General features: G+C 56.3%; 7 protein-coding genes and 1 pseudogene. 3 read left to right on the plus strand and 5 right to left on the minus strand.

Annotation, left to right across the window (positions count from 1 at the left end; translation table 11 throughout):
* A pseudogene (locus tag AC2FND_RS18995) lies at nucleotides 1-269 on the plus strand (ammonium transporter); the annotation flags it as partial.
* Between the two features lie 71 nt (nucleotides 270-340).
* On the opposite strand, the gene AC2FND_RS19000 reads toward AC2FND_RS18995, so the two are convergent.
* The 4 genes from AC2FND_RS19000 to AC2FND_RS19015 form a co-directional block, all read right to left on the minus strand.
* Entirely contained in the window at nucleotides 341-1,525 is a 1,185-nt protein-coding gene (locus tag AC2FND_RS19000) for an amino acid aminotransferase (RefSeq protein WP_496771290.1), read from the minus strand.
* Complete coding sequence (sseA, locus tag AC2FND_RS19005) at nucleotides 1,525-2,379, minus strand: 3-mercaptopyruvate sulfurtransferase (protein WP_496771291.1); 855 nt, start codon at nucleotides 2,377-2,379, stop codon at nucleotides 1,525-1,527. Before sseA ends, AC2FND_RS19000 begins: the two co-directional genes overlap by 1 nt.
* Before the next feature lie 93 nt (nucleotides 2,380-2,472).
* Nucleotides 2,473-2,742, minus strand: a complete 270-nt coding sequence (locus AC2FND_RS19010) for a CBU_0592 family membrane protein (RefSeq protein WP_209507253.1) — start codon at nucleotides 2,740-2,742, stop codon at nucleotides 2,473-2,475.
* Nucleotides 2,742-3,302, minus strand: a complete 561-nt coding sequence (locus AC2FND_RS19015) for a helix-turn-helix domain-containing protein (protein ID WP_496771292.1) — start codon at nucleotides 3,300-3,302, stop codon at nucleotides 2,742-2,744. Before AC2FND_RS19015 ends, AC2FND_RS19010 begins: the two co-directional genes overlap by 1 nt.
* Nucleotides 3,303-3,410: 108 nt before the next feature.
* Between AC2FND_RS19015 and ilvD the strand changes: the two genes are divergently transcribed.
* Complete coding sequence (ilvD, locus tag AC2FND_RS19020; RefSeq protein ID WP_496771293.1) at nucleotides 3,411-5,243, plus strand: dihydroxy-acid dehydratase; 1,833 nt, start codon at nucleotides 3,411-3,413, stop codon at nucleotides 5,241-5,243.
* A gap of 380 nt (nucleotides 5,244-5,623) precedes the next feature.
* Here the strand turns inward: ilvD and AC2FND_RS19025 are convergent, their stop codons facing one another.
* On the minus strand, nucleotides 5,624-6,442 hold the full coding sequence (locus tag AC2FND_RS19025; RefSeq protein ID WP_209599235.1) for a sulfotransferase family protein: 819 nt from the start codon (nucleotides 6,440-6,442) through the stop codon (nucleotides 5,624-5,626).
* 143 nt (nucleotides 6,443-6,585) lie between these two features.
* Here AC2FND_RS19025 and AC2FND_RS19030 point away from each other — a divergent pair.
* On the plus strand, nucleotides 6,586-7,574 hold a 989-nt coding region (locus tag AC2FND_RS19030; protein ID WP_496771294.1), incomplete at its 3' end, for a DUF5928 domain-containing protein.

Genomic DNA, 7,574 nt, shown 5'->3' on the forward strand with positions numbered 1-7,574 from the left:
AGATCGATGATGTTGTCGGTGCCATCCCGGTTCACCTGTTCTGTGGCATCTGGGGCACCATCGCCGTCATTTTCTACGGTGACGCGAGCCTGGGCTCGCAGCTTCTGGGCATCGTCGCATACGGCGTTTTCACCTTTGTCGGCGCACTGATCCTGTGGGCGATCCTGAAATCCACCGTCGGCATCCGTGTCAGCGAAGAGGATGAGATCAACGGCCTCGACATGGCTGAACTGGGAATGGAAGCATACCCCGAATTCTCGAAAGGCTAAGCCTTGCCTTCACCTGACAAAAAACCCGGGCGTTCGCGCCCGGGTTTTCGTTTCAAATGTCGCGTCTGCGTCTACACCCCAAGTTCCACTATTGCTTTGGCCAAAATCGGCACAGTCGCTGCGTTCAGCCCGGCAATGTTCAGGCGACTGTCGCCGACCATGTAGATACCGTGTTCAACGCGCAGTTTCTCGACCAGTTCCGGGGCCGCACCCAAGCGCGAGAACATGCCGCGGTGCTGGGCGATGAACCCAAACCGGTCGGATCCGGCCAGACGCTGCAACTCGTCAGCCAGTTGCTGGCGCAGGCCCAGCATGGACAGGCGAACCTCTTCCAGCTCAGTTGCCCAGTCTGCCCGCAACGCCTCATCCATAAGAATGGTCGTCACCACGCGCGCGCCGTGATCCGGCGGGAAGGAGTAGTTCTGGCGATTCAAAAACGCCAGAGTGGCCTGATTCAACGCCGTTTCAGCCGCGTTGTCACTGACGGCCATCAGCAACCCGGTGCGCTCACGATAGACGCCGAAGTTTTTCGAACATGACGCCGCAATCAGACATTCCTTTACCGATGAGGCCACCAGTCGCACGCCTTGCGCATCCTCTTCCAGACCGTCACCAAAGCCCTGATAAGCAATGTCGATCATCGCAACGAGGCCCAGCGCATTGATCAGGTTCACGACCTCCTGCCATTGCACCATATTCAGATTGGCACCGGTCGGATTGTGGCAGCAGCCATGCAGCAAAACCACGTCACCCGCTTTGGCAGTTTTCAGGTCTGCGATCATCCCATCGAAATCGACGCCCCGAGTGTCTTCATCGAAGTAACGATACTGAACCGTTTCCATCCCCAGATAATTCAGGATCGACAGATGGTTGGGCCAGGTCGGGTTCGACACAAACACACGTGCCGAAGGGTTCGCCATCCGGATCAACTCGAACGCCTGACGGCAGGCACCGGTGCCGCCGGGTGTCGCCACTGCGGCGATATTGCCGCGTGGCACAGAAGTACCCAAAATCAAACCGATCATCACATCCGCATAGGCCGGATCACCAGCCAGACCGGTATAGGCCTTTGTTTCCTGTTCTTCCCAGATGCGCTGTTCGGCGGCTTTCACCGCGCGCATCACCGGCGTCACGCCTTCGGCATTCTTGTAGACACCAACACCCAGATCGATCTTCTGATCGCGCGGGTCTTCGCGGTACATCTGCATCAGCGCCAGAATCTTGTCGGCGGGCTGCGGTTTCAGGTTCTCGAACATCAGTTCTCTCCGGTTGCGACGGGCAGGGTCGGGAAGGCACCCCATTCAGCCCAGGAGCCGTCATAAAGCGAGTGGTCTTTCTTGCCCATGCGTTCTAACGCAAGGCTGAGAATCGCGGCCGTGACGCCAGACCCGCACGAGGTAATCGCCGGTTTCGACAGATCGACACCTGCAGCCTCGAATATGGCGCGGCAGTCCTCGGGCGACTTCATTGTTCCGTTGGCGTTCAACAACTGCCCAAAGGGCACATTCCGCGAGCCGGGAATATGGCCCGAACGCAGCCCTTCGCGCGGCTCGGGTGCGGTTCCGGCAAACCGGTCGGCCGAGCGGGCATCGATGATCTCGTGATCTGCCAGCTTAGCGGCGGCGGAAACTTGCGTGACGTCCCGGACAAGCTGGTTTTGCACGCGAACAGTCATGTGGCGGTCGCGAATGACCGGAGGCAGATCCTCGATCTCGCGCCCCTCGGCCTGCCATTTTGGCAAACCCCCATCCAGAGCCGCGATGTTTTCCTGCCCCATAAGACGGAACAGCCACCAAACGCGCGCTGCGGACATCAGCCCGGCACCATCATAAACCACAACCTGATGACCATCACCGACACCCATGGCGCGCAGTCGTGACATGAATTTTTCGACCGGCGGCGCCATATGAGGCAGGTCGGAACGGTGATCTGATATCTCATCAATATCGAAGAACCGTGCTCCGGGGATATGCCCGGCATCATATTCGGCCTTGGCATCACGGTTTTGCGCGGGCAAATACCACGACCCGTCTAGAATCCGCAGATCCGGGTCTTTCATATGCGCGGCCAGCCATTCGGTGGATACGAGGGTTTTCGGATCGTCCAGCATCAAAGCCTCCCCTAAGCGAGCTTGGGGTTTCCCTATACCCCGTGGCATGGGCGTTCAAGGCTGGATAGCGCTAGCGCTTGTGAACGTCTGGATTTATCGCGCCTTGCGCAGGCGGAAATGCTGGATGATGCCGATGATGCTGATCACAATCCAGAAGCCTTCGATCAGCATCGAGGCCAGATTGAAATTCTCAAGCAGCGAAAAGACGATCAGGACAGACCCCAGCAGGTTGATCACCGGAAAGGCCAGATCATCGGAATTCATCATCCGCATCTGCGTCGCGAAATACGCGGCCACCACGATCAGCGCCCCGAATGAGCCGATGGCATCCACGATGGTAAGAGTGTCAAAAATGGCAGTCATTAAGGTGCCTTACCAATTTCAGGAGTTTCTGTGTGTTGGGCGTAGTGATGCATATTCAGAAACGCAGCCCCCTGCGAACCGGCGCGATATCCGTGCGGCAGGTCCGCAGCAAAGCGCAAACCCTGCCCGGCCTGCAAAGGCACCCAATCCTCGCCACGCAGAATTTCCAAAGTACCACTGAGGACAAACACTTCCTCGGTCACCCCAGCGGCATGAGCCGGGGATTCGTGGTTTTGGTTCGCGGCAAGGTTCACGTGAAAGGTCTCGGCTCCCAGTTCGGGATCGAAGGGAAAGACGATCTTGACCTCGATACTGCCGGGAAAGGTAACAGTCTGAAAGACCGATGGATCGCCCAGCGTTGTATCGATCAGCCCGCTGAGCGGTATCTGAAAGCCCTTGGCGATTTTCCAAAGCGTGGCGATCGTTGGGCTTGATTCGCCGCGCTCAATCTGACCTAGCATGGCTTTGCTGACCCCGGTCATCTCGGCGACTTTAGACAGGCTCAACCCCGAAGCTGTCCGCACATCCCGTAATTTCAGCGTAATGTCGTCCATAGCCATACCCGCGCCCTGCGATTTACCTTGTACGTTATAACGCACATGTGCTACGTGCGCTATAACGCACGAACCCCGAATTATGCAACCCGAGGCAACAGGGAAAACAGCATCATGCCAATGTACCGATCCAGAACCTCTACCCACGGCCGCAACATGGCTGGCGCACGTGGCCTTTGGCGGGCCACAGGTATGGGTGACGACGATTTCGGCAAACCGATCATCGCCATCGTCAACTCGTTCACGCAGTTTGTGCCGGGTCACGTGCATCTGAAGGACCTGGGCCAGATGGTCGCGCGCGAGGTCGAAGCCGCAGGTGGCGTGGCGAAAGAGTTCAACACCATCGCCGTGGATGACGGCATCGCAATGGGCCATGACGGGATGCTGTATTCGCTGCCCTCGCGCGAAGTGATCGCGGATTCGGTCGAATATATGGTCAACGCCCATTGTGCGGATGCGATGGTCTGCATTTCGAACTGTGACAAGATCACTCCCGGCATGCTGATGGCCGCCATGCGCCTGAACATCCCGGCCATTTTCGTCTCAGGCGGTCCGATGGAAGCGGGCAAGATCGACATCGCAGATCTGGAGGCCAAGAAGATTGACCTTGTGGACGCTATGGTGGCCGCTGCGAACGACAAGTTCACTGACGAACAGGTTCAGCATATCGAAGAAAACGCCTGCCCCACATGTGGTTCGTGCTCAGGTATGTTCACCGCGAATTCGATGAATTGTCTGGCCGAGGCGCTGGGTCTGGCCCTGCCGGGTAACGGCTCGACTCTGGCGACGCACGCAGACCGCAAAGAACTGTTCCTTGAAGCTGGCCGCCGGATCGTCGAGATCACCAAGCGCCATTACGATCTGGACGAAAAAGGCTTTCTGCCCCGTGAGATTGCCACCTTTGATGCGTTCGAAAATGCCATGAGCCTCGATATCGCCATGGGTGGATCGACCAACACGGTGCTGCACCTGCTGGCCATCGCGCATGAGGGTGAAGTTGACTTCACTATGGCCGATATGGACCGCCTCAGCCGTCGTGTTCCCTGCCTCTGCAAAGTCGCGCCCAACACCGAAAATGTGCATATGGAAGACGTCCACCGTGCCGGTGGTATCTTCTCGATCCTGGGTGAGCTCAGCCGTGCGGGCCTGCTGCACAACGAATGCAGCACCGTGCATTCGGCCACGATGGGAGAGGCGATTGCCAACTGGGACATCACCATCGCCAACAACCCCAAGGCACAGGAACTGTTCAAGGCCGCCCCCGGCGGTGTGCGCACCACACAGGCGTTCAGCCAGTCGAACCGGTTCAAGGAACTGGACACCGATCGCAAGGGCGGCGTGATCCGGTCCAAGGAACACGCGTTCAGTCAGGACGGTGGTCTGGCGGTTCTGTTCGGCAACATCGCCCGCGACGGCTGCATCGTGAAAACCGCTGGTGTGGATGCCAATATCCTGCAATTCACTGGCTCGGCTTACGTGTGCGAAAGCCAGGATCAGGCAGTCAGCGATATTCTCACTGGCAAGGTGAAAGAGGGCGACGTGGTGGTGATCCGCTATGAAGGCCCGCGCGGCGGTCCGGGGATGCAGGAAATGCTGTACCCGACATCCTATCTGAAATCGAAGGGTCTGGGCAAAGCCTGCGCCCTGCTAACCGACGGGCGGTTTTCGGGCGGAACATCCGGTCTATCGATCGGCCATGTCTCGCCCGAGGCGGCTGAAGGCGGAGAGATTGGCCTGGTCCAGAATGGCGACACGATTGAAATCGACATCCCCAACCGCTCGATCAATCTGGCCGTCTCAGATGAAGAGCTTGCCGCCCGGCGCGAAGCACAGGACGCTAAAGGCTGGGTGCCTGCTGCGCCGCGCAAACGCAAGGTGTCTACCGCGCTGAAGGCCTATGCCAAGCTGACCACCAGCGCGGCAAAAGGTGCCGTGCGTCAGGTTTGAGATTGCGAAATAGTTATCGACCCAGAGCCGCACCTGCAGCTCTGGGTGTGTTTCGCAAGATCTTCTCGTGCTAAGGTTGTACTCTAGCTTTTGCGTACATAAATAGGCTTCACTCACTCATTTGTGAGGAAAATACCAACATTCAAAGGAAAAAAGATATGGGAAAAGGTGCACCTCAAAACGATCCAAACGGAGCTGGGTACCCTTCACAAACTAACAACCCATCTGGCGGAGGTCGTGGCAACGACAATGCCGGCGGCAAAAAATAAACTACATATGCCTGAAGTCTTGGATGCGGTTTTCTGACGTGGATATCGCGACGAAAAGACGGCGCTGCGTAAGTGACTTACTTACGCAGCGAAATACAAACTCTCAAACCATCAATCGCCCAGCTTGGCGTGAATTTCGTCCAGATCGATTTCGCCAATCGGCATCTTGTTTGCCGGGTTTTCGAAATCGTATTTGAACAACTCGAAATCCTGCTTGTAGATTTCATAGACCAGATGCATCGACAGGTCGTCGAAATAGTCCTCAACCGGATGTGCGCGCTTGGGTCCATGGCCTTCGGATTCGTTGAATCGGGGTATTTCGGACAGCGAAACTGAATGCTTCAGCTTGGTATTATCCAGAACCCCCTGCATCCCATCGTTGAACGCTTCGGTCCAGAAGATCCGATCATAACGACCGCCGTTCACGATGAAGGTCGACACATGACCAGACATGGCAGACCAGTGAATATCCGGGTCCATCGGGCGTCGCCAGCGGATGGTATCACGCGCAAACAACAGGAACCGGCGAAAGCTGGCGATCTGGTCAAACTCTCCCTTGCCATCGTCTCCGCCCACTTCGATCCCGTAATTGTAGATCAGCGTTGGCACCAGATTGCCACGATACCGTTTGCCGTTACGCTGGATCCCGCAGATCTTGTCGAAAAACGAGCTCAGAATACGCGTGTACGGGTTGCGCACACAGGTAAAGGAATACGAGGCGTGATCGCGCACATTTTTGGAAATCAGGTCCTGGCTCTGATCAAAGGCCCATTTGTGCATACCATCCTTGGCGTCATGGATATCGCCGTCAAAGAACTGGCCGTGATCCGAATAATACATGATCTGCCCAATGGTCGAGCAGGCGCATTTGGGCACGACGCGGTACACCATGCTTTCGCTCTCGGTCATCCAGGTACCGGGAAAACCCATCTGCTGTGCCTCCTACGCTGGTCTGGTCTCAAACCGATATGCCAGCTTTTGATAACAAGGAACCAAAATTATTCTGTTTATTCAATCGCTCATCCTCAGTATCACGGTTGAAACCGGGCAGAAACGGAAATTACCTAACCTCGATGGCTAAGATTGCCTATATATTGTTGTGCCATAAGGACCCTGATGCAATCATTGCACAGGCTGAACAGCTGACTGCTGCGGGCGATTGCATGGCGATCCACTTTGACGCCAGCGCCAGCCCCGAAGCTTACGGGCGCATCCGTTCCGCGCTGGATCAAAATCCGAACGTGACCTTTGCAAAAAGGCGCATCAAATGCGGCTGGGGAGAGTGGTCGCTGGTGCAGGCCACGCTGAACGCGCTGCAGGCTGCTGTCGAAACCTTCCCACGCGTCACGCATTTTTATATGCTGTCCGGTGATTGCATGGCGATCAAAACGGCAGAATACACCCATCAGTTTCTGGATAATCACGACAAGGATTTCATTGAAAGCCACGACTTTTTCGAAAGCGACTGGATCAAGACCGGCATGAAAGAAGACCGGCTAATCTATCGCCATTATTTCAATGAACGAGCCCAGCCCAAACTATTCTACACCGCCTATGAAACGCAGAAGCGTTTTGGGTTGACGCGCAAAATTCCCGAAGACCTTCAGGTGATGATTGGCAGCCAATGGTGGTGTCTTCGCCGCCGAACGGTCGAGATGATCCTGGATCTTCTGCAGCAGCGTAGGGACATAATCCGGTTTTTTTCGACCACCTGGATACCCGATGAAACCTTCTTTCAAACGCTGGTTCGTCACCTGATCCCGAAGGGCGAAATCGAAAACCGTACACCGACATTTCTGATGTTTTCGGATTATGGAATGCCCGTCACGTTCTACAACGATCACTATGACATGCTTCTGGGTCAGGACTATTTGTTTGCCCGCAAGATCAGCCCAGAGGCACATGAGCTGAAAGAGCGTCTCGGCTCACTTTACGCGAGTGAGGGCATCGACTTTCCCATCTCGAACGAGGGGCGCAGCCTGTATGCGTTTCTGGCTGGCCGGGGGCGCATCGGGCGCCGGTTCGGGCAACGTTTCTGGGAGGCCGAAAGTGTTCTGGGCCC

Source organism: Ruegeria sp. BHSB056 (assembly GCF_059613305.1).

Coding starts and splice junctions, on each gene's coding strand:
- ilvD (WP_496771293.1), top strand. CDS start 3,411: ATGCCAATGTACCGATCCAGAACCTCTACCCACGGCCGCAACATGGCT.
- AC2FND_RS19000 (WP_496771290.1), bottom strand. CDS start 1,525: ATGTTCGAGAACCTGAAACCGCAGCCCGCCGACAAGATTCTGGCGCTG.
- AC2FND_RS19010 (WP_209507253.1), bottom strand. CDS start 2,742: ATGACTGCCATTTTTGACACTCTTACCATCGTGGATGCCATCGGCTCA.
- AC2FND_RS19015 (WP_496771292.1), bottom strand. CDS start 3,302: ATGGCTATGGACGACATTACGCTGAAATTACGGGATGTGCGGACAGCT.
- AC2FND_RS19025 (WP_209599235.1), bottom strand. CDS start 6,442: ATGGGTTTTCCCGGTACCTGGATGACCGAGAGCGAAAGCATGGTGTAC.
- sseA (WP_496771291.1), bottom strand. CDS start 2,379: ATGCTGGACGATCCGAAAACCCTCGTATCCACCGAATGGCTGGCCGCG.